Annotated in this window: 16 protein-coding genes and 1 tRNA gene; 13 read left to right on the forward strand and 4 right to left on the reverse strand. The window is 52.2% G+C overall.

Going from position 1 to position 20270, the window contains the following annotated elements:
- Window positions 1-14: 14 nt before the first annotated feature.
- The 4 genes from ACQGQ5_RS01370 to ACQGQ5_RS01385 form a co-directional block, all read right to left on the reverse strand.
- Window positions 15-1577 (reverse strand): Ppx/GppA phosphatase family protein, encoded by a 1563-nt coding sequence (locus tag ACQGQ5_RS01370; RefSeq protein WP_455734808.1) that lies wholly within the window; start codon window positions 1575-1577, stop codon window positions 15-17.
- Window positions 1578-1761: 184 nt separating this feature from the next.
- Window positions 1762-2535 (reverse strand): sulfite exporter TauE/SafE family protein, encoded by a 774-nt coding sequence (locus ACQGQ5_RS01375; protein ID WP_275717202.1) that lies wholly within the window; start codon window positions 2533-2535, stop codon window positions 1762-1764.
- Between the two features lie 58 nt (window positions 2536-2593).
- Window positions 2594-3292, reverse strand: coding sequence for a GNAT family N-acetyltransferase (locus tag ACQGQ5_RS01380; protein WP_455734809.1), 699 nt, complete (start codon window positions 3290-3292; stop codon window positions 2594-2596).
- Between the two features lie 92 nt (window positions 3293-3384).
- Window positions 3385-3470: transfer RNA gene (locus tag ACQGQ5_RS01385), tRNA-Ser, on the reverse strand.
- Window positions 3471-3661: 191 nt separating this feature from the next.
- On the opposite strand from ACQGQ5_RS01385, the gene asnS reads away from it, so the two are divergent.
- From asnS to mazG, 13 genes are all read left to right on the forward strand, one after another.
- Window positions 3662-5056: an asparagine--tRNA ligase gene (gene asnS / locus ACQGQ5_RS01390; protein WP_455734810.1), complete on the forward strand. Its 1395-nt coding sequence runs from the start codon at window positions 3662-3664 to the stop codon at window positions 5054-5056.
- Window positions 5057-5084: 28 nt separating this feature from the next.
- A complete protein-coding gene (locus tag ACQGQ5_RS01395; RefSeq protein ID WP_455734811.1) occupies window positions 5085-5477 on the forward strand; it encodes a bacteriohemerythrin in 393 nt (130 codons plus the stop codon).
- Window positions 5478-5664: 187 nt separating this feature from the next.
- Window positions 5665-6945: an aminotransferase class I/II-fold pyridoxal phosphate-dependent enzyme gene (locus tag ACQGQ5_RS01400; protein WP_455734812.1), complete on the forward strand. Its 1281-nt coding sequence runs from the start codon at window positions 5665-5667 to the stop codon at window positions 6943-6945.
- Window positions 6946-7093: 148 nt separating this feature from the next.
- Window positions 7094-8503 carry a preprotein translocase subunit SecD gene (locus tag ACQGQ5_RS01405; protein WP_455734813.1) on the forward strand — a complete coding sequence of 470 codons (1410 nt, stop codon included), beginning with the start codon at window positions 7094-7096 and terminating at the stop codon, window positions 8501-8503.
- A complete protein-coding gene (gene secF / locus ACQGQ5_RS01410) occupies window positions 8500-9456 on the forward strand; it encodes a protein translocase subunit SecF (RefSeq protein WP_455734814.1) in 957 nt (318 codons plus the stop codon). The genes ACQGQ5_RS01405 and secF overlap by 4 nt, the downstream gene beginning before the upstream one ends.
- A gap of 207 nt (window positions 9457-9663) precedes the next feature.
- Entirely contained in the window at window positions 9664-11757 is a 2094-nt protein-coding gene (gene recJ / locus ACQGQ5_RS01415) for a single-stranded-DNA-specific exonuclease RecJ (protein ID WP_455734815.1), read from the forward strand.
- Window positions 11732-13909, forward strand: a complete 2178-nt coding sequence (locus tag ACQGQ5_RS01420) for a RelA/SpoT family protein (protein WP_455734816.1) — start codon at window positions 11732-11734, stop codon at window positions 13907-13909. The genes recJ and ACQGQ5_RS01420 overlap by 26 nt, the downstream gene beginning before the upstream one ends.
- 52 nt (window positions 13910-13961) lie before the next feature.
- Window positions 13962-14597, forward strand: coding sequence for an MBL fold metallo-hydrolase (locus tag ACQGQ5_RS01425; RefSeq protein ID WP_455734817.1), 636 nt, complete (start codon window positions 13962-13964; stop codon window positions 14595-14597).
- Window positions 14594-16090, forward strand: a complete 1497-nt coding sequence (gene hemZ / locus ACQGQ5_RS01430; protein WP_455734818.1) for a coproporphyrinogen dehydrogenase HemZ — start codon at window positions 14594-14596, stop codon at window positions 16088-16090. The genes ACQGQ5_RS01425 and hemZ overlap by 4 nt, the downstream gene beginning before the upstream one ends.
- Window positions 16053-16997 (forward strand): uridine kinase family protein, encoded by a 945-nt coding sequence (locus tag ACQGQ5_RS01435; protein WP_455734819.1) that lies wholly within the window; start codon window positions 16053-16055, stop codon window positions 16995-16997. The genes hemZ and ACQGQ5_RS01435 overlap by 38 nt, the downstream gene beginning before the upstream one ends.
- 74 nt (window positions 16998-17071) lie before the next feature.
- Complete coding sequence (locus tag ACQGQ5_RS01440; protein ID WP_081928281.1) at window positions 17072-17437, forward strand: zinc-ribbon domain-containing protein; 366 nt, start codon at window positions 17072-17074, stop codon at window positions 17435-17437.
- A gap of 217 nt (window positions 17438-17654) precedes the next feature.
- Window positions 17655-19418: a putative polysaccharide biosynthesis protein gene (locus ACQGQ5_RS01445; protein WP_455734820.1), complete on the forward strand. Its 1764-nt coding sequence runs from the start codon at window positions 17655-17657 to the stop codon at window positions 19416-19418.
- Between the two features lie 47 nt (window positions 19419-19465).
- Entirely contained in the window at window positions 19466-20257 is a 792-nt protein-coding gene (mazG, locus tag ACQGQ5_RS01450; RefSeq protein ID WP_455734821.1) for a nucleoside triphosphate pyrophosphohydrolase, read from the forward strand.
- The last annotated feature ends 13 nt before the right edge of the window (window positions 20258-20270 follow it).

A 20270-nucleotide genomic window follows, 5' to 3' on the forward strand; every position in this document is an offset into this window, starting at 1 on the left:
GCCACACAGCCTTTTTATATGAGAGATGATTTGACGGTGAGCACCGGATTGTATCCGAAAACCTCCTTAAAGAAAGGGGCGCACTGGTCAAACGCCCATTTTTCCAAATAGACGTTGTCGTTGCTTTCCGCCGTAATGAGCAGCTTGTCGTTTTCCAGCTTGACCTTGATATCCTTCAGCTTCTGCTTCTGCGATTTATCCAGTGCGTTGGCAAGCCGGAAAATCGCCACCAGCTTGGAAACGATCAGCCTGTTCTTGTCGCTGGTGCGGATAAATTCAACGTCGTCGTAATTCGGCACGTCGTATTCGTTGTACCGGGAGACATACGCCGTAATCAGCATTTCATCGTCGGTCATTCCGTAAACGTCAATATCTTTAATCAGGTCGAACGCGCTCAAAAGGTGCTGTTTGGCCGTCACATAGTGTCCGCTGTCGTGCAGGATGGCCGCCAGCTCCAGAAGAAGTCTTTTCCTGTGGTCAAGGCCGTGGGCGCCCTTCATTTTGTCAAAAATACGGCAGGCGAATTTTCGGATATTATCGGAGTGCTTTTGATTGCAGTTGTAGGTTTTTGCGATTTCCTGCGCGCAGGAAATCGCGTTTGCGCGGACATGCTCGAAGTATTCGTCCCCGCTTTTCGGGATGAGCATCTGCCGCATCAGCGCGTCCCAAAGCTCCACCTTGGGTGAAATGATAGAATCGGAAGTGGTAAAATCGATCAGAGAGATATAAATGGCCAGGGCGGAATACAGCAGCTCCGCGGTTTCCTCGGTGATCCCGTACTCGATCCCGATCTTTTCCTGGGACATGGAGCGCACCCGCTTAAACAGGTCGGTAAGCATTGCCGTAGGAATGGTGTAACAGTCGTCCACCGGCTCCACGCCGCAGATCTTTGCGATCAGCTGGATCTCGTTGCCGGTCAGGATCAGGTTCGACACGGTCCCCTTTTTAAACGGAATATTGATATGTCCGATAATCGAATGAAGATATTCTTCCACAACGGTGTAAAAGTCCTCCGTCAGTTCCTGGATATTTCCCAGCATGTCGTGCAGCTTCAGCGCGCCCATCGGGATATTCTGAGAAAAAACCATATGCTTGCCGTTATAAACGGAAAATCCGATGGTTCCCGCGCCGATGTAAGAGATCAGCGCGTTTTCGCTCTTCTTATTTTCGATTCTGTTCAGAAAATTTAATATTTCGGAATAAATCAGCGTTTTTTCCTGGTCGTCCTCCAGGACCTGAACCGTAATGTCATTTTGGATTTTCAGCTGGTCGACGACGTAGGACCTGTTTTTGGCATCCCGGAATGCGGTGGTGGCCACGACTTTGCACTGGTCAACTCCGTATTCGTTCATGACGGAAGAGTAGCCGTGCAGGACGCGGGAAAGCTCTCGCAGGCTTTCAAACCGGATTTTCCCTTCCGTAAAGACCTCGTGCCCGAGGCTCAGGGGATACTCCAGGATGTCCAGATCAACGATCTCGCCTTTTTTCAACTGGGATATTCTCATTTTCAGCATATTCGAACCAATGTCGATTACCGCCGCTACCTTTGCTGTCCTATTTGTCTTTTTTCTGTTCAAAACGCGACACCACCAATGCTTCGTTTTTATAAGTCGATTATAACAAATGTCGGCCTGCTCATCAACTTTTTAAAGCCCTTCCGAAAACTTTATTATTCTATTGAAATCCGGGAGGATTTATGTATAACAAAAAGTTTTAGGCGATAGGGCGGGTCCGGGACTTTTCTTATCCTTAATAAGATTCCTATTTCATCAGCATGTCGTAAACGACTTTGGAAAACAGAAGTACCAGTACGAAGACCATAACGGGCCGGATAAACCGGGCCCCCTTTTTAATTGCCAGTCCGGAACCGATCCAGTGGCCGGCGATGGAACAAACCGCCGCGGGAACCGCAACGGAGTACTGGATCGTTCCCGCCGCAACAAACGTAACAAGCGCGGCTGCGTTGGAGGCCAGATTTACGACTTTGGTATTGCCGCAGGCCGTTTTGTAGTCGAACCCGAGCAAAGCAGTAAAAGCAATAATCAGAAAAGTGCCGGTGCCCGGCCCGAAAAAGCCGTCGTACATGCCGAGAGCCAGCCCGATCCCCGCGGAAAGGACCATGGCGCGCCGTGCGGGGATTTTTTCAAAAGTGCTGATATCCGAACTGTCCTTTTTCCGTGAAAGTAAGATGACGGCGGCGGCAAAGGGGAGAAGCACCAGCATGGCGAGACGAAGAAAACGGTCGTCCAGAAAAAGCGCCAGCCGCGCGCCGGCGTAGCTTCCGGCCAAGGCAAATCCGGCCGAGATGAGAGCGACGCGCAGATGGAAGCTGCCGCTTTTTAAAAACCTTCCGGTAGAGAACATCGTGCCGATACAGGAGGAAAATTTATTGGAGCCAATGGCAAAGTGAGACGTCATGCCCGTCAGATAGTATGCGGGAAGGGAGATCAGTCCGCCCCCGCCCGCGACCGCGTCCACAAAACTTGCCAGAAACACCAGAGGGCAGGCGATAAGGATTTGCTGATAAACTGTCATGTTTGATTCCCCCGTAAATTGTGATTGGGTACGGACGGGCAGCAGCCGGGCGGGGGCGCTACCCCAGCCAGCAGATGGCCTGTTCTGAAACAGTAAAGCCCAGCTTTTGCTGCAGCCTCAGGGAAGCCGTATTTCCGGCAATGACCTGGGCGAACGGAACGCGGCCTTCCGCCAGAAAACGGTTGACGAGGAAGGTTTCCAGTACGACGGCAACGCCCTGGCGGCGGTATTCCGGCAGCACTTCCAGCAGGCCCATGGAGCCTTCCGCGTGAATGCCGATAAATCCTGCCGGCGCGCCGTCGATAAACGCTCCGAACATGGAGCTGGATTCCAGAAGTTCCTGCACCGACACGACGCCGGCGAGCGAATAATGATTTTGCAGAAACGGCAGGTAGGATTCGTCCAGCGGGCGGATGACTGCCGCGGACTCCGGTACGGGCAGCGGGTTCCTTTTGAAATACGCCGCCTGATGGCAGGCTGTTTTCCTGCGGAAACGGAATTGCTTCTGAACCGTATCGATACAGAAATTCTGATGCGTGACGATCACTTCGGGCTGTCTGACGGACGAAAGCATTTTTTTCGCCGTACGCCCGTCCTGTGCGCTGATCATATAGACGCCGCAGCTTTCATTATAAAGCAGGACGCCCCGGTCGGACGCCTGCAATATTTCGGTGTTGTTTTGTTTCAGGATTTCCAGCATATCGATATGTAAAAGCATATCCTTTGATAAATACGATACGGCTTGTTTCGCGCCCATTGAATTTTCGCGTCCTTTCCGTTGAACTGCAATGTGTTTTTACCGTTATCCATTCATGAAAAAGAGCACCCGCAAATGCGGATGCTCTTTCTTGGCGGAGAGGATGCGACTCGAACGCACAATGCCTTGCGGCACACCACATTTCCAATGTGGCTCCTTACCATTAGAATACCTCTCCAAATGGCAATTCAGTTGCTCTCACATCAGGCAACTCTGATATTATATCGAATGTTCCGGGAAAAATCAACCCCTAATCTACAGATATTTGAAGTTTTGCGGAAATTCCCGCGTTTTTGGTATTGCACCGGGCAGCTTCGTGTTATAATATAAGAATAATTCATAAGTTGCTAATATTTAGGAGGTATCAGCTTGAAAAGGACTGAAATAGCCGAATTATATTCCAAAACGGCGGAACTCGGCGGGAAAGCCGTCACGGTTTGCGGCTGGGTACGCACGATCCGGGATTCCAAAGCCCTTGGCTTTATTGAACTGAATGACGGAAGCTGCTTCAAGGGAGTTCAGATTGTATTTGAATCCGATAAAATTGCTAATTTTACGGAGGTCGCAAAGCTGAATGTCGGCTCAGCTCTTACGGTGTCGGGCGAACTGCTTTTGACACCCGAAGCGAAGCAGCCTTTTGAGATCCATGCCGCGCGGGTGGAGGTGGATGGCCAGTCCACGCCGGATTATCCCCTTCAGAAAAAGCGCCATTCTCTGGAGTATCTGCGTACGATCGCCCATCTGCGCCCGCGCACCAATACGTTCAGCGCGGCGTTCCGCGTCCGTTCCGCCGCGGCGTATGCGATTCATAAATTCTTCAATGAAAACGACTTTGTCTATGTCCACACTCCGCTGATTACCGGCAGCGACTGTGAGGGAGCGGGGGAGATGTTCACCGTGACCACACTGGACGCGGACAACCCTCCTCGGACGGAAAGCGGCGCGGTAGACTATTCACAGGATTTTTTCCAGAAGCATACTTCGCTGACGGTTTCGGGACAGCTTGAAGCCGAGTGCATGGCCATGGCTTTCGGAAAGGTATACACCTTCGGGCCGACCTTCCGTGCGGAAAAATCCTATACCCAGCGCCACGCGGCGGAATTCTGGATGATAGAGCCGGAAATCGCGTTCGCCGACCTGCGGGACGACATGGAGCTGGCGGAAGCGATGATCAAATTCGTCATCGGGTATGTTATGGAGACCTGCCCGGACGATATCGCGTTCTTCAATCAGTTTGTCGACAAGGGCCTTATGGATCGGCTGCGGAATGTCGTCGATTCCGATTTTGCCCGCGTGACCTATACCGAGGCGGTTGAGCTTCTGAAGAAAAACAACGATCAGTTTGAGTACAAAGTGGAATGGGGAACCGACCTTCAGACCGAGCACGAGAAATATCTGACGGAAAAGGTCTACGGAAAGCCGGTTTTTGTAACCGATTATCCGAAGGAAATCAAAGCGTTCTATATGCGCCTGAACGACGACGGCAAAACGGTGGCGGCGGTGGACCTGCTGGTGCCGGGGATCGGCGAAATTATCGGCGGCAGCCAGCGCGAGGAGCGCATGGACGTTTTGCAGCAGCGCATGAAGGAGTTCCGTCTGGACGAGGAAAATTACTGGTGGTACCTCGACCTGAGGCGCTACGGCGGTACAAAGCACGCCGGCTACGGCCTTGGCTTTGAGCGTCTGGTCATGTATCTGACAGGAATCGCCAATATTCGCGACGTGCTGCCTTTCCCGCGCACGACCGGCACGGCGGAATTTTAATTTAGGAAACAGAAAGGACGTGTTTTTTATGGCAATGTGGAAAGAAAGCCTGAAAATCGGCGTGCCCCTGATTGACGGGGAGCACAAGGAGCTCTGCGACCGGATCGACCAGCTCTTTGCCGCCTGCAATCAGGGCAAGGGCAAGGAAGAAATTTTTAAAACGCTGGAGTTTCTGGAGGGCTATACCATCAAGCATTTTTCGGATGAAGAAAAGCTGCAGAGAAGCAGCGCCTATCCAAAGTACAAAGAGCATAAGGAGCTGCATGAGTATTTTAAGAAACAGCTTGCCGATCTGAAAAACGATCTTTCAAAAGAAGGTGCTTCCATCGCGCTGGTATCCAAAACCAATTATTTTCTGATGAACTGGCTTCTGAATCATATCCAGAAAGTGGACAGTGAGCTTGCACAGTATTTGAAGTAATTTCCACCGAAAACCTTTTGGGCAGCTTCCTAAATGTAATACATAGAAATGGGTTCTTAGGATTCTAATTTCATGAAAATTGATGAAAATGCAGGAATTTTATTTTTAACTTGCATTTTATCACGGCATATATTAGAATAATAGGAGTTTACATATGTATTTTGCATATTATGATAGGGAGATGCTCATGTTGCAATTTTTATCCATGTCAGATTCCGAGCTGTCGAAAGTGAAAGCAGACTTGCAGAGCCGCTACGACCAGTTTAAAGCCCAGGGCCTTAAACTGAATATGGCGCGCGGAAAACCGGCGACGGATCAGTTGAATCTTTCCATGAAAATGCTGGATACTCTGAATTCAGGTTCGGATATGCATTCTTCAACCGGAGACGACTGCCGCAATTACGGTCTGCCGGACGGCCTGCCGGAACTGAGGGAGCTGTTCGCGGAAATGATGGGCGTGGACGACCACAATATCATCGTCGGCGGAAATTCCAGCCTGAACATGATGTTTGACGCGGTGTCCTGTGCCATGACGCACGGTTTTGCGGGCTGTGAGCCGTGGGGCAGACAGGGGCCTGTTAAATTTCTGTGCCCTTCTCCCGGCTACGACAGGCACTTTGCCATCACCGAATATTTCGGCTTTGAACTGATCACCGTACCGATGCTTGCCACCGGCCCGGACATGGACGTCGTGGAGAAGCTGATCGCGGATGACACGGCGGTTAAGGGAATCTGGTGCGTGCCGAAATATTCCAACCCCACGGGCATTACCTATTCCGATGAAACGGTCCGGCGGTTTGCGGCCCTGAAGCCGGCGGCAAAGGATTTCAAAATCTTCTGGGATAACGCCTACTGTGTCCATGACCTGACGGATACCCCGGACGCTCTGCTGAACCTTTGGCACGAATGCCGGAAACATAACAATATCGATTTGCCCATCTTCTTTGCTTCCACCAGCAAGATCACCTTTCCGGGCGCGGGTATCGCGGCCATGGGGGCAAGCGAAAGCAACCTCGCCGTCCTGAGGGAGCATTATTCCTTCCAGACGATCGGGCCGGATAAGCTGAATCAGCTCCGCCACATTTATTTCCTCAAGGATATGGACGGAGTGATGAAGCACATGGCGAAGCACCGCGCTCTGCTGGAACCGAAATTCCGGACGGTGACCAACAGCCTGGCTTCAGAGCTGGGGGGCAAGGGGGTTGCCGAATGGACCAACCCGAACGGCGGTTATTTTGTCAGCGTGGACGTTCTGGACGGCTGCGCAAAGCGTGTGGTTTCGCTCTGCAGGGAAGCCGGGGTCACCCTTACCGGCGCGGGCGCGACGTATCCGTACGGCAAGGATCCGAACGACAGGAATATCCGGGTTGCGCCGACTTACCCGCCCGTAGCGGAGCTGGAGCAGGCGATGGAACTGTTCTGTATCTGTGTTCAGCTTGCGGCGGCGGAAAAGCTGTTGAGAAAATAGGGGAAGGGGAGCGCTGCTCCCTTTCTTTTTTTGACCGTATCCGTTAATAATCTTACCAAATCGATTGACTTTTTGGGGCAATAACAATATAATAAACTTTGTTACGTCTGCGAGGATTCACAGAATACCAAAATTGGAGGATTTACGAATGAAGCGAGTAGCAAAACCAGTTTTTTTCATCGTCGCCCTCCTCATACTGTTTTTAACTTATACTGCTACCTTTGGCATTAAGGGACAAAACGGGGATAATTCGAACACCTACATAAAGGGTGTAAGCGACATTAGATGGGGAATTGACATCAACGGCGGCGTCGAGGCTACGTTCAGCCCCGCAACTTCGACCAAGGCAACCAAGGAGCAAATTGATTCCGCCAAAGCAATTATCGAGCTTCGAATGGCTGACAAGCACATCACCGATTATGAGCTGTATACGGACTACGATCATGACCGGATTATTGTCCGCTTCCCGTGGAAGAATGATGAAACCACTTTCGACCCGGAAAGCGCCATTCAGGAGCTTTCCGCAACGGCGATGCTCACCTTCCGCGAGGGCGGCGAGTACACGACGACGGAAACCGGTTCCGATGGACAACCCGTCTATAAAACCCCGAAGGGAACCACCGCGGAGAAAATTATTCTTCAGGGAAATGAAATCAGCAGCGCCAAGGCCGAAATGTATTCGGACCAAACGTCCGGCGGGCAAAAATATCAGGTGGCTCTTACGCTGAGCGACAGTGGGACCGAAAAATTCGCGGAAGCGACCGGGCGCCTGCAGGGCCAGGTCATTTCCATCTGGATGGACGACGTGATGATCTCCAGCCCGACGGTCAACGCGGTCATCACCGACGGAAAATGCTCCATCGAGGGCAATTTTACCGCCGCGGAAGCATCCGATTTGGCAAACAAGATTTCTGCCGGCGCGCTTCCCTTTAAGCTGACCACCACAAACTTCAGCACGATCAGCCCTCTGCTGGGAGCCTCTTCCCTGCACGCCATGCTGATTGCCGGCTGCATTGCATTCGCTATCATTTGTATCTTTATGCTTTTCGTTTTCAGACTCCCCGGCTTTGTCGCGATTATTGCGCTGCTGGGCCAGATCGCGCTTTCCTTTGCGGCTGTTTCCGGCTACTTCCCGTTTGTAAACAGCTTCACCATGACCCTGCCCGGTATTGCCGGTATTATCCTTTCCATCGGCATGGGCGTGGACGCAAATATTATTACCGCATCCAGAATCAAAGAGGAACTGTGGGCGGGCAAAACGCTTGACGGCGCTATCCAGAAGGGTGACGACAACAGCTTCTGGGCGATTTTCGACGGCAATATCACCGTTATTATCGTTGCTCTGATCCTGATGGGCGTTTTCGGACCGACGAATATTCTTTCCATGATCTTTGGCCCGTCGACCACCGGCTCCATTTATTCCTTCGGCTATACTCTGCTCATTGGTATTGTCGGCAACTTCGTGTTCGGCGTAACGGCGACCCGTCTGATGACAAAGTCCCTTTCCGGGTTTAAGTTCGCACGCAGCAAATGGTTATATGGAGGTGCCGCAAAATGAGAACCTTTCACATCAAATTTTTTGAAAACAGGAAAATCTTTTTCGGTATTTCCATTGGAATCATGGCGATCGGTCTGATTTTCAACATCATTTTCGGCACCCAGCTCGACATTCAGTTTACCGGCGGCGCGGTCATCAAATATTCCTACACCGGAAAGATTGTACAGGAGGATGTAGAGAAGATTGTTCAGGATGCCACGAAGAAGGACGTTACCGTCCGTATCCTGGAAGATGTAAAATCCGCCGACGGTTCACAGGTAAAAAACAACGTTTCCATTTCCTTCGCGGGAACGGATTCCATTTCGATTGACAGCCAGCAGGCAATTGCCAAAGCGCTTGCGGAGAAATACCCGGACGCGGGCTTCCAGGTTGTCGAATCAAGCTCTATCAACCCGTCCATGGGGCGCAGCTTCTTTGCGAAATGTATCGCCGCGGTTGCGATTGCCTCCCTGCTGCTGATTCTTTATGTCGCAGTCAGGTTTAAGAAAATCGGCGGTATGTCCGCCGGCGTTATGGCGGTCATTGCGCTTTTGCACGACGTTATCATGGTTTACTTTACCTTCATTATCTTCAGAATGCCGCTCAACGACAGCTTTATCGCCGTTGTTCTGACCATTTTGGGATATTCTCTGAACGATACCATCATCATTTACGACCGTATCAGGGAAAACCGCAGGCTTCTTGGGCCAAAGACCCCGTATTCGGTCCTGGTCAATACCAGTATCAACCAGACCTTTACCCGTTCCCTCTATACCGCCGGATGCACCTTTTCGTCCATTGCGACGGTGTATGTGGTCGGCGCTGTTTATGGCCTGAGCAGCGTAACGACGTTCGCCCTGCCGATGATGGTCGGTGTTGTCACCGGCTGTTATTCCTCCGTCTGCATTGCCGGCCCGATGTATGTCATGTGGCAGAACCACAAGGCTGCAAAAAAGGTGCAGGCAAAAGCTTAAAGCTTTTGCGCGGGTGAAAACCGTTATTTGAATCCATGCCACCGGTCTGTCCGGCTGACCTTTTTTCTGTGGTCGCCGGCAGTCATCGGTGGCTTTTTGTTGTCATGCATGGGAACCATGGCCGCTTTGATGTGACAGGATGCAGATAAATATTGAATATTTTTTATCAAAATGATACAATAAGAAATTATGGGGCAGGTGTAGTGCGTGAGTATCAAAAAGTGGCGGGTCTTTCCCTGTGACGGCCGGTCTGCGCAGAAAATATCGAAAGAAACAGGAATTCCCGAGCTTCTGGCGGTTTTGCTGCAGGCAAGGGGAATCACAGAGCCGGAGCACATCCGGGAGCTGTTTCAGTCCGAACTGACTTTTTCCGATCCGTTTTTAATGGCAGATATGCGTCGGGCAGCCGACCGTATTTTAAGCGCTGTGGACGGATTTGAAAAAATAGCCGTTTACGGGGACTACGACGCCGACGGGGTAACCTCTACCGCAATGCTGTATTCCTATCTGGAATCCTGCGGGGCAAATGTGCTGTATTATATTCCGGAGCGTGAAGGGGAAGGCTACGGCCTTAACTGCAACGCGATCAAAGCACTGCACGAGCAGCAGGTCAGCCTGATTGTTACGGTTGACAACGGAATATCGTCGATCGAAGAAGTCGATTATGCAAACAGCCTTTCCATGGACGTTGTGATTACGGATCACCACCGGCCGCGCGCGGAGCTGCCGCGTGCCTGTGCCGTTGTGGACCCTTACCGGACCGACTGCAAAAGCCCGTATAAAGATTTTTCCGGCGTCGGCGTCGCCTTTAAGCTGATTATGGCTTTGGAAGGGGAAGACTGTGATATAACGGCTCTTCTCGATAATTACGCCGATCTCGCCGCGATCGGGACGATCGGCGATATCGTTCCGCTGACGGGAGAAAACCGCGGCTTTGTCAAAGCGGGACTCAGGCTGATCTCGCGCACCGACCGGCTCGGCCTTCGCTCTTTGCTGGAGCAGGCGGGGATGGAAGGGCGGAAACTGACCTCCGGAAATATCGCCTTTACCATTGTGCCGCGCATCAACGCGACGGGGCGGATCGGTTCGCCCGACAGGGCGGTCCGTCTGCTTTTGACCGAATATCCGGACGAAGCGGGCGAGCTTTCCTGCGATATCAACGACGAAAATGAATACCGGCGCCAAATTGAGAAAGAAATATATGAGAAAGCTCTGCAGCAGTTAAAGGAACAGCCGCAGCGGCTTTACGACCGTGTTTTGGTCATCGAGGGCGAAAACTGGCACCACGGCGTCATCGGAATCGTTTCTTCCAGAATTACCGAGCAGTTTGGAAAACCGAGTATCATCATTTCCTATTCCGGCGAAGAAGCCAGGGGCTCCGGCAGAAGTATCGAGGGATTTTCCCTTTTTGAAGCGGTACGTTCCTGCGACGGACTGCTTACCCGTTACGGCGGACACCCGATGGCGGCCGGCCTGACGCTGCCGACGAAAAACATTTCCGCGTTCCGTAAAACGATCAATGCTTACGCCGCTTCTTTGAACAGACCAATGCCGGTTCCCGTTTTGAAAATCGACTGTCTTTTAAAACCGCAGCAGCTGACGCTGGACATTCCCGAATATGTACAGGCGCTGGAACCGTTCGGGATGGGGAATCCGTCGCCGCTTTTCGGTCTGTATCATATGACATTGTCCGACATCACGCCGGTCGGCGGGGGAAAGCATCTGCGCGTAACCGTGACGCAGGGCGCCGCCGCCGTACGCTGCATGAAGTTCGGCACCACGCTGGAGGAGTTTCCGTATGTTCCCGGCGACCTGCTTGACCTTGCGGTCACGCTGGAAGCGCGGGAATACAACGGAAAAAATACGCTTTCCATTTATATCAAAGACCTGAAACGCTCCGATGTGGATCTGGACGAAGTCATTGCCGGGCTCGCGCTTTACGAGAAATCCAGAAGAGAAGAACCGTTGTCGCAGGAAGAGCTTTCCGGCCTGATACCGGACCGGAACGAATTTGCCGCCGTTTACCGCGCGCTGCGCGCAGGGAACGGCTTCTGCGGGGAAGCGGAAATCCTTTTGGCGAAAATCGGCTCCGCGCGGATCGGCTTCGGAAAGCTTCTGACGGCACTGGACGTCCTTGCCGAGCATCATCTGATCAGGCTGGAGAAATCCGCCAATCTCTGTACGGCAGAAATGGTACATACGGAAAAGAAAGTGGACTTGTTCCGTTCCAACATACTGAATCATTTATATTCTCTGGGAAAGGAGGGTGAATCCTATGGCGTGGCCGCTAATGACGTATGACCGTTTGGTCGCTTTAATCAAGGAAAGTGAACATGAATATGACATGGACGTGATCGACCGCGCCTATCAGCTCGCGGTAAAATCCCATGAGGAGCAGAAGCGCCTTTCCGGCGCGCCCTATATTTCCCATCCCGTCGCGGTCGCGTGCATCCTGGTGGAACTGGGCATGGATACCGAATCCGTTGCGGCCGGCCTTCTGCACGACGTTGTGGAGGATACGCCGGTCAATCTGGAGCAGCTGAAAAAGAGCTTTGGGGTGGAAATTGCCAACCTGACCGACGGCGTGACAAAGCTCGGCCGTATTCCGTACTCTTCCCGGGAGGAACAGCAGGCGGAGAACCTGCGCAAAATGCTGATCGCCATGGCGAAGGATATCCGCGTCATCATTATTAAGCTGGCCGACCGCCTGCACAATATGCGCACGATTGAATTTATGCCGCCGCAGAAGCAGCGCGACAAGGCGCTGGAAAATATGGAGGTTTACGCCCCGATTGCGCACCGTCTGGGCATCCGGGCCGTGAAAGAGGAGCTGGAAGACCTTTCCCTCCGATGTCTGGACCCCGTGGCTTATGAGGAAATTGAAAGCAGCCTGGAGCTGCGCAGCAGCGAGCGGAAAGATTTTATTGAACGGACAAAAAAGTGTATTTTTGAACGCGTGTCGCCGCTGATTCCCAACGTCTATCTGGAAGGAAGAGTCAAGAGCATCAACGGGATTTTCCGGAAGACGTTCATTCAGGGACGCTCCATGGATGAAATATACGATATTTACGCCGTGCGCGTCATCGTTGATACGGTAAACGACTGTTATAACGTTTTGGGCGTTATTCACGATATGTACCGTCCGATTCCGAACCGGTTCAAGGATTATATCTCTACCCCAAAACCGAATTTGTACCAGTCCCTGCACACGACGGTCATCGGGAAGGACGGAATCCCGTTCGAGGTGCAGATCAGAACGTGGGAAATGCACCATACCGCGGAATACGGAATCGCGGCCCACTGGAAATACAAGCTCGGCCTTGGCGGGAAGAGCGACGATTCGTTTGAACAGCGTCTTGCCTGGATCCGCCAGATGCTGGACAGCCAGAAGGACAGCGGGGACGCGACCGACCTGGTTCGCACCATCAAATCGGACCTGGCCCCGGAGGAGGTCTTTGTCTTTACGCCGAGAGGCGATGTCATTAACCTGCCGTCCGGCTCCACCGTAATCGACTTTGCCTATGCCATTCACAGCGCCGTCGGCAACCGGATGATCGGCGCAAAGGTGGACAAGCGGATCGTACCCATCGATTACAAAGTAAAAACCGGTCAGATCATTGAAGTCCTGACCTCCAAAGAAACCCGAGGGCCCAGCCGCGACTGGCTGAAAATCGTCAAAACAAGCGAGGCCCGCAATAAAATACGCGCCTGGTTTAAACGAGAGAAGCGCGATGAGAATATCGTTGAGGGCAAAGCGGAGCTGGAACGCGAATTCCGAAGGAACGGCATTGAAATGAGCGAGTCCGAGCTTGCCGTCCTGCTGGAAAAAATCGGCGCAAAGCAGAACTGCGTCACGGCGGACGACGTATACTCCGCCATCGGCTACGGTGGAATCCAGCTTTGGAAAATCATGCCCAAAATCAAAGAAGACTATATGAAGGACAAGCGTCCGCCTGCGGCCGTGCCGGCACAGCCGCCTGCCAAGCAGGCACCGAAGAAGCCGGTGGGCGGCGTTACGGTCGACGGGATGGACAACTGCCTGATCAAGTTTTCTCGCTGCTGCAACCCCCTGCCCGGGGACGACATCATCGGCTTTATCACCCGGGGCTTCGGCGTTTCCATCCACAAGCGCACCTGTTCCAACGTCCCTCAGAATCTGCAGGACGCGCCCGAACCGGAAAGATGGATCAAGGCGCACTGGACGGGCGAAGTCAGGGAAGAATTTAAATCCACGCTGGAAATTGTGGCGAACGACCGCTCCGGCCTGCTTGCCGACGTGACCCAGCAGCTTTTCAATATGCACATCTTTATCCATTCACTCAATTCCAGAGAAACAAAGGACGGCAGCGCCGTAATTTCCGCTACCATCACCATCAACGGCCTGGAGCACCTGAACAGCATCATTAACCGTCTCAACAACATTGAGGGGATTATTTCCATCAAGCGTTCCTGAGCTGACCGGGCGGCCGGCAATTATAAGGATACGGGAGGTCTTAAAGCCAGATATGAAAGTAACTAGAATCACCGGCGGGCCGCTGCCCACCAACTGCTATATTTTAACAGACGACGAAACCGGCCTGTCGGCGGTAATCGATCCGGGTTTTGAGGACCCGAGGCTGACGGAGGCGGTTCTGGCCGCGGGTAAGGAGAATATCAAAGCCATTTTGTTAACTCACGGGCATTTTGATCATATTATGGGGGTAAGTTCCCTGAAACGGCTGACGGGCGCCAAAATCTATATCTATTCCGACGATATGCTGTTTACCTCTGACAATTCCCTGAATTTATCCACCATGGTCACCCCGCTGGGAGCGGAGCCCTTTACGGCGGACGTCGCGCTGAACGACGGCGATACGGTAGAGCTTGGCAGCCTGAAAATCCGCGTGATGCATACGCCCGGACATACGATCGGCAGCTGCTGCTATCTTGTGGGGGACGCTGTTTTCTCAGGCGACACGCTGATGAAATGCAGCTGCGGCAGGACGGATTTCCCGACCGGGAGCTACCCGCAGATGATGGATTCCCTGAAAAAGCTCGAAAAGCTCGAGGGGGACTATCATGTCTATCCGGGGCACGAATGGGAAACGACGCTGGAATACGAAAGAAAAAATAATCCGTATATGGGGAACGGCGTCTTATGATCCTGATGATCGACGGACACTCGTTCCATTACGAAATGGAAAATCTCTGCCGCGTCTTTTTTCCTTATCAAAAAATCAAAGTGGTTTCCGAATTGCCCGCCGACGAGCGGGACGACCGGCTCGTTTATACCGGATTGAAAGCCTTGCCGGAAGGATTGCGGATTTCCGTACGCGTGAGGTTCGGCTCCTACGAGGACGAAGACTCGGATATGTTTGCTTTACCGGAAAATGTCCGGCAGAAGGACGGCGAGCGCCATATGGCGGTGATGCTGTTCCGCCTTCTGACACGGTACTGCGGTTTTACCCCGAAGTGGGGCATCCTGACGGGAGTCAGGCCGGTAAAGCTGCTGCGCCGCCTGATTGCCGAAAAAGGGGAACAGGAAGCGCTGGATTCTTTTCGGAACGAGCTTCTTGTCTCCGGCGCCAAAACGGAATTGAGCCTTCTGACCATGCGCGGCGAAGAAAAGATTCTGGCACGGTCCGGGCCGGACTCCTTCAGCCTGTATGTTTCCATCCCTTTCTGCCCGACGCGCTGCTCTTACTGCTCCTTCGTTTCGTCGTCGGTGGAAAAGACGGCAAAGCTGATTCCGCAGTACCTGACTCTTCTTTGCGAAGAAATCCGTCATACCGCGAAAATAGCCGCCGGCCTGAAGCTGCGGCTGGAATCCGTTTACATCGGCGGAGGAACGCCCACGACCCTGTCCGCGCAGCAGCTTGAGGTCCTTCTGACCGCCGTCCGCGACAGCTTTGACCTCTCGGCCTGCCGTGAGTTCACCGTGGAAGCGGGCAGACCGGACACCATTGACGGCGATAAGCTGGACGCGATGAAAAGGCACGGGGTCACGCGCATCAGCATCAATCCGCAGACGCTGAACGACGAAGTGCTCAAAGCGATCGGCCGCCGCCATACGACCGCACAAACCCTCTCCGCTTTCGCGCTGGCGCGCGAACACGGCTTCGGCAATATCAATATGGATCTGATCGCGGGACTGCCGCGGGACACGGTGGAAAGCTTTACGTCCACTTTGGATGAAGTGCTCCGCCTTGCCCCGGAAAGCGTTACGGTCCACACGCTTGCCCTGAAGCGTTCGGCCAGGATTTTTCAGGAGGGAAGCGAACCCTTTGTAAGCGGCGCACAGGCGTCGGAAATGCTGGATTACGCCGACAGCCGGCTGCTTTCGCACGGGTATTTGCCGTATTATCTTTACCGGCAGAGCCGGATGGTGGGCAATCTGGAAAATACCGGATGGGCGAAGCCCGGCTTTGAAAGCCCGTACAATGTTGTGATTATGGATGAATCCCAGACGATTCTCGCCTGCGGCGCGGGCGCCGCGAGCAAAATCAAAGACCCGTACTCGGACGGACTTACCCGCATTTTTAACTTTAAATATCCCTATGAATATATCAATCGCTTTGAGGAAATGATTATTAGAAAAGATCAGGTGAAAACTGTTTATGAGCAATTTCGTAGAGTATCAGAACGAGCTCAGTAGGATCAATGCCACGGCATCCACGCAGCCGGAAGCTTTTGTTATGCGGACGGAAGAGGCCTATCACCAGAGCATCCGAAATATAGCCAGAAGCATTGCCGGACAAAAGCGGAACTGCCGGCTGATTATGCTTTCCGGTCCGTCCAGCAGCGGAAAAACAACCACCTCAAATCTTTTGAAAAACGCGTTCCAGTCGATCGGAATCGGCTCCACCATCATCTCTCTGGATGACTTTTACCGCGGGGAGGAGCAGGCCCCGGTACTTGCCAACGGGCAGCACGACTATGAGTCCGTGGACGCGCTGGATGTTCCCGATATTGAAAGATGCCTTCTTTCCCTGATCGGGGACCGTCACTGCACGATGCCGGTTTTCAATTTTGAAATCCACATGCCGTATCCGCACAGGCGCCACGTGTCCTTGAGGGAGCACGACATTGCCATTGTGGAAGGAATCCACGCGCTGAATCCGGTTTTTGTCGGTAAGCTGCCCCAGGAGGACGTATGTAAAATCTATATCAGTGTGAAGCAGGGAATTCACGAAGGGAACAGACAGCTGTTTGACGCGAATGAAATGAGGCTGGTGCGAAGGATTGTAAGAGATTACAATTTCCGGGGCGCTAAGCCGGTGCGGACGCTGGAAATGTGGCCGACGGTCCTGGATGGGGAGAAGAAATACATTAAACCCTACCGCAGCGACGCCGATTATACCATCAATTCGCTGCATACCTATGAGACCTGTGTGCTGACAAATCAGGCGATTCCTCTTCTGAAAACCGTTTCACACGATTGCGGGCAGTACCCTTTGACGGAGAAACTCGTCGAAAGCCTTGAGAAATTCACTCCGATCAACAGTGAATTCGTGCCCCGGGATTCCATTATCCGCGAGTTCATCGGCGGCGGGATATATTGATGAATTTTATTGCATTTCCTCTGCCGTTGGAATATAATTTCAGTAAGAAAACCTAATTAAAGGAGTGTGCTGTTATGGGACTGTTTGAAGATGTCGTTGTCAACGCGAAATCCGCGGTGAATGTCGTCGGCAAAAAAGCGGGTCAGTTTGTCGATGTCTCTAAGCTTAGAATAAACGCCGCCGATCTGAACAATGAAATTTCGAAGCGCTTTGAATCGCTTGGCAGGACGGTTTATGAAGCCAAAAAGACCGATAACGACTCGTCTGACCTTGTCAGTGAATGCATTACCGCAATAGATGATTTATATGAACAGCTTGACGCTGTCAATGAGCAGCTGGTCGCCATGCGCGCCAGGATGGTTTGCAAGAACTGCGGTGAGGAAAATCCTCAGAACGCGGATTACTGCAGCAAATGCGGCCATAAGCTGTCGGATGACTGAAATCGTTCGGTATGGATTAAAAAGAGGGGCGTAGCACCCCTCTTTTTCAATGTCCGGAATAATGTTCATAATATTTTAACTTATTTAGTATACTATTTACCATGAGATGATGTGCGCGATGGAAATTCTTCTTTTCTTCCGACCCGACTGTGGAAAAGAGGCGTTTGTTGTTTACGGATAGAAATTCATGTGATTACTTTGGAATGGATGTGTCGCAATGGAAAATAAAAGGACCGCGGCCGTTGGCAAGCAGAGCTTTTTACACGGCGCTTTAATCCTGATGGTAGCGATTGCTCTGGTAAAGATTATCGGAGCGCTGTTTAAAATTCCGCTCGCCTGGATCCTGACGCCCGTCGGAAACGGCTATTTTGGAAACGCGTATTCTCTGTATTTCCCGATTTTCAGCCTTGCCACGGCGGGATTCCCGATCGCTATTTCCCGGCTTGTGTCGGAAAACTCCGCCCGCGGCCGGTACCGCGACATCCGGCAGATCCATACGGTTTCCATCAAGATCTTCCTGTTTCTCGGCATTGCCGCTTTTTCCATTATGTTTTTCGGGGCGAAGCCCTATGTTTCCTACGCGGTCGGGAACAACCCGCAAAACGCGCTTCCCGCGATTTACGCCCTTGCTCCGGCGATCCTCTTCAACAGCCTGATGGCGATTTACCGGGGATACTATGAGGGCCTGCGCAACATGTATCCCACCGCGATCTCTGAAATCGTGGAAGCGCTGTGCAAGCTGGTTTTCGGCCTTGCCCTTGCGTCTTTGGTTATTCAGTCCGGATTGAAGGAATTCGCGGCGGGCGGTACGGTTTACGGCGTGAAGATGGCTTCGGCGGAATACGCGAAGATCGCCACGCTTCCTTATGCCGCCGCGGGGGCGATTTTCGGCGTTACCATCGGTTCCGTTTTCGGTTTCCTCTATCTTTTCATTTACCATAAAAGGCACGGCGACGGGATTACAAAAGAGATGCTTCACGCGTCCCCCCGCCCGCTGCCCATGAAACATACGACCGTCCGCCTGATTAAAACGGCCATTCCGATTGCGCTGGGCTCGCTTGCGGTCAACCTTTCCACCTTTATCGACAGTACGTTCCTGCAGAAGCGCATCAACGATATCATGTCTGAGCATTCCCAGGTGCTGCTCAGCATGTACGCGAACGTAATGCCCGACTCCGTCGTCAAGCTCAACAATGTGCCTACGTTTCTGTTTGGCTGCTTTTCCAACGCCTCGACCCTGTTTATGCTGGTGCCCGCTATTACGCAGGCGTTCGGCGTCAGCGCCCTTCCGAACGTCACGGAAGCCTGGACGGGCGGAAATCCGAAAAAAATTAAGCGAAGCATTGAATCGGTTCTTCGGATTGTGGCAATGCTAACCATACCGGCGGGATTGGGGCTTTCCGTACTCTCCACGCCGATCGCGACTTTACTGTACGGCTCTCAGAACGCCCCTACGGTCATCGGAAGAATTCTGGTGCTGCTGGGTCTCGGCGCGATTTTCGCGGCGATGAGCACGCCGATCAACAGCATGCTTCAGGCGGTGGGCCGTGTGGATATTCCCGTAAAGCTGCTGGCTGTCGGCCTTGCGATTAAGCTTGTTTTAAACTACACGCTGGTCGGAATCCCCGAAATCAACGTGATGGGCGCGGGGACCGGGACTCTGGTGTGCTATATTTTCATTATGGTTTTCGCCCTGTTCTTCCTTTGCCGGGAAGCAAGGATCACGATCAATTTTGTGAGCATATTCCTGAAGCCGCTGCTGGCTTCCGTCATCTGCGTGTCGGCCGCGTTTTTTATTCAGAAGGCGGGCGCGATGCTCGGACTGGGAAAGATCGCGACTCTGCTGGCCATCGCCGCGGCGGGAGTCATTTATGTGCTCTGTATGCTGTGGTTCAAGGCTCTGAATACGAACGATGTGCTTATGCTTCCAAAAGGACAAAAAATTGTGAAAATACTTGAAAAACATAATTGGATAAGGTAAAATGATAGCAGTTTATCCGATACTTTCTTTCACAGGAGATATTTGTTTTGGATTTTCAGTTCAAGGAAAAATACAGCATGCAGGATTTGCTGGATATCATGGCGATTCTCCGTTCTCCGGAGGGCTGTCCGTGGGACAGGGAACAGACGCATCATAGTATCAGGAATTGTTTTATTGAAGAGACCTATGAGGCCGTGGAGGCAATTGACAATGAGGATACGGAGCTTTTAAAGGAAGAGCTGGGCGACGTCCTTCTTCAGGTTTTGTTTCATTCTCAGCTTGAAAAGGAAACGGGCCGCTTTGACTTTTCGGATGTGGTGGACGGGATTGCCAAAAAGATGATTATCCGCCATCCCCACGTTTTCGGCAGCACGGTCGTCAACAGTTCCGACGAGGTTCTTGTCAACTGGGACGCGATCAAAAAGGAAACCAAAAAACAGGCAACTCAGACGGAAGTTCTGCAAAGCGTTTCAAAAGCCCTGCCCGCTTTGATGCGAAGCGCCAAGGTGCAGCATAAGGCCGCAAAGGTCGGGTTTGACTGGCCCGATATTTCCGGCGCGCTTGATAAGGTTGCGGAAGAAACCTGTGAATTAAGGGAAGCGATAGACAATGGAAGCTGGGAAGACCGCATGGAAGAATTGGGCGACCTTTTATTCTCTGTCGTGAATGTTTCGCGGTTTTTGAAAATGGAGCCTGAGCAGGCCTTAAGCTTTTCCTGTGATAAATTTATCTCGCGCTTTCAGAAAATGGAGCAGCTTGCAAAGGAACGCGGAGCCGATATGGCTTCTTTGCCGCCGGAACAGCTTGATTTTCTTTGGAATGAAGCTAAGACAAATTAATCATTCTCAGCTT

The sequence above is a fragment of the Caproiciproducens sp. genome, from assembly GCF_053840905.1.

Bases quoted from the DNA above. Each gene is read 5' to 3' on its own strand.
- ACQGQ5_RS01435 (WP_455734819.1), top strand. From the start codon at position 16,053: ATGAGCAATTTCGTAGAGTATCAGAACGAGCTCAGTAGGATCAATGCC.
- ACQGQ5_RS01395 (WP_455734811.1), top strand. From the start codon at position 5,085: ATGGCAATGTGGAAAGAAAGCCTGAAAATCGGCGTGCCCCTGATTGAC.
- ACQGQ5_RS01425 (WP_455734817.1), top strand. From the start codon at position 13,962: ATGAAAGTAACTAGAATCACCGGCGGGCCGCTGCCCACCAACTGCTAT.
- secF (WP_455734814.1), top strand. From the start codon at position 8,500: ATGAGAACCTTTCACATCAAATTTTTTGAAAACAGGAAAATCTTTTTC.
- hemZ (WP_455734818.1), top strand. From the start codon at position 14,594: ATGATCCTGATGATCGACGGACACTCGTTCCATTACGAAATGGAAAAT.
- ACQGQ5_RS01445 (WP_455734820.1), top strand. From the start codon at position 17,655: ATGGAAAATAAAAGGACCGCGGCCGTTGGCAAGCAGAGCTTTTTACAC.
- ACQGQ5_RS01400 (WP_455734812.1), top strand. From the start codon at position 5,665: ATGTTGCAATTTTTATCCATGTCAGATTCCGAGCTGTCGAAAGTGAAA.
- ACQGQ5_RS01405 (WP_455734813.1), top strand. From the start codon at position 7,094: ATGAAGCGAGTAGCAAAACCAGTTTTTTTCATCGTCGCCCTCCTCATA.
- ACQGQ5_RS01375 (WP_275717202.1), bottom strand. From the start codon at position 2,535: ATGACAGTTTATCAGCAAATCCTTATCGCCTGCCCTCTGGTGTTTCTG.
- ACQGQ5_RS01440 (WP_081928281.1), top strand. From the start codon at position 17,072: ATGGGACTGTTTGAAGATGTCGTTGTCAACGCGAAATCCGCGGTGAAT.
- ACQGQ5_RS01380 (WP_455734809.1), bottom strand. From the start codon at position 3,292: ATGGGCGCGAAACAAGCCGTATCGTATTTATCAAAGGATATGCTTTTA.
- ACQGQ5_RS01420 (WP_455734816.1), top strand. From the start codon at position 11,732: ATGGCGTGGCCGCTAATGACGTATGACCGTTTGGTCGCTTTAATCAAG.